The organism is Pseudomonas sp. RA_35y_Pfl2_P32 (genome assembly GCF_963970735.1).
In the GTDB taxonomy this organism is placed as follows: domain Bacteria; phylum Pseudomonadota; class Gammaproteobacteria; order Pseudomonadales; family Pseudomonadaceae; genus Aquipseudomonas.
In genome coordinates, this window is the sequence record NZ_CAXAQF010000071.1 from 1 (window position 1) to 901 (window position 901).

Genomic DNA, 901 nt, shown 5'->3' on the forward strand with positions numbered 1-901 from the left:
GGCGAAACAAGGTTGGGCTGCGTGCACCGGGCGAGCTGTCGGTCGACCTACTCATCGTTAGGCGGTGGCGAGAACAGCGCATAGCCCACACCATGGACAGTGCGAACCTGAACGTCGGCGCCTGCCGAGGCGAGCCGTTTGCGTAGCCGTGACACTGACGCCTCAAGTGCGTTCGGGGTCACTTCTGCGTCCATCGAATAAAGCGCATTTTCGAGGGCAGGCTTGGCAACGACCGAACCCGTGCGCCGTAATAACACCTCTAGGAGATCAACCTCGCGCGGCGTGGCTTCAACCAGCTTCCCCGCCACGAAAAATGAGCGAGCCGCTGAATTGAGCGCGACATTGCCGGCGATCAGCTGCGTTCCTAGCGATGCGCCTGGTCGACGTAGCAGAGCACGGCACCGTGCAGCCAATTCGGGTATTTGGAACGGCTTGACCAGATAGTCGTCCGCGCCAGCGTCTAGCCCGTTGACCCGGTCGTCGAGGCCACCGCGCGCGGTCAGGACGAGTATCGGTGTGACATCCTTGCGTGCCCTGACGCTGCGTACGAGATCAAGCCCGTCGCCGTCCGGCAAGCCAAGATCGAGCAGCATCAAGTCGTAGTCGGCAATCTTCAGTGCCAATTCCGCCCCTTCGACGGTCTCATACCAATCTACGGCGAAGCCTTGTCGATCCAGACCTTCGCGGATCAAGCCCGCAAGCCTCGCATTGTCCTCAATCAGCAGCAGGCGCATGGTCGATATCGGTCCCTAGAGGCGCGCGCTTGTAGCCAGTGATCATGGCGAGCGGCAGATTTTCGCGGTGGCGCATACTTTCGACGATGGCGCCAATGACATGAAGCGCGACCGCTCCGATCAGAATATTGGCGGCTACCTCGTGCGCGGTTTCGACCCAACCGACG

Annotated in this window: 1 protein-coding gene and 1 pseudogene; both read right to left on the bottom strand. The window is 61.0% G+C overall.

Going from position 1 to position 901, the window contains the following annotated elements; genetic code table 11:
• Positions 1–47: 47 nt before the first annotated feature.
• Positions 48–734: a response regulator gene (locus tag AACY45_RS27100; protein ID WP_125976453.1), complete on the bottom strand. Its 687-nt coding sequence runs from the start codon at positions 732–734 to the stop codon at positions 48–50.
• Positions 715–901: pseudogene (locus tag AACY45_RS27105) on the bottom strand (hypothetical protein); the annotation flags it as partial. The gene AACY45_RS27100 and the pseudogene AACY45_RS27105, both read right to left, overlap by 20 nt.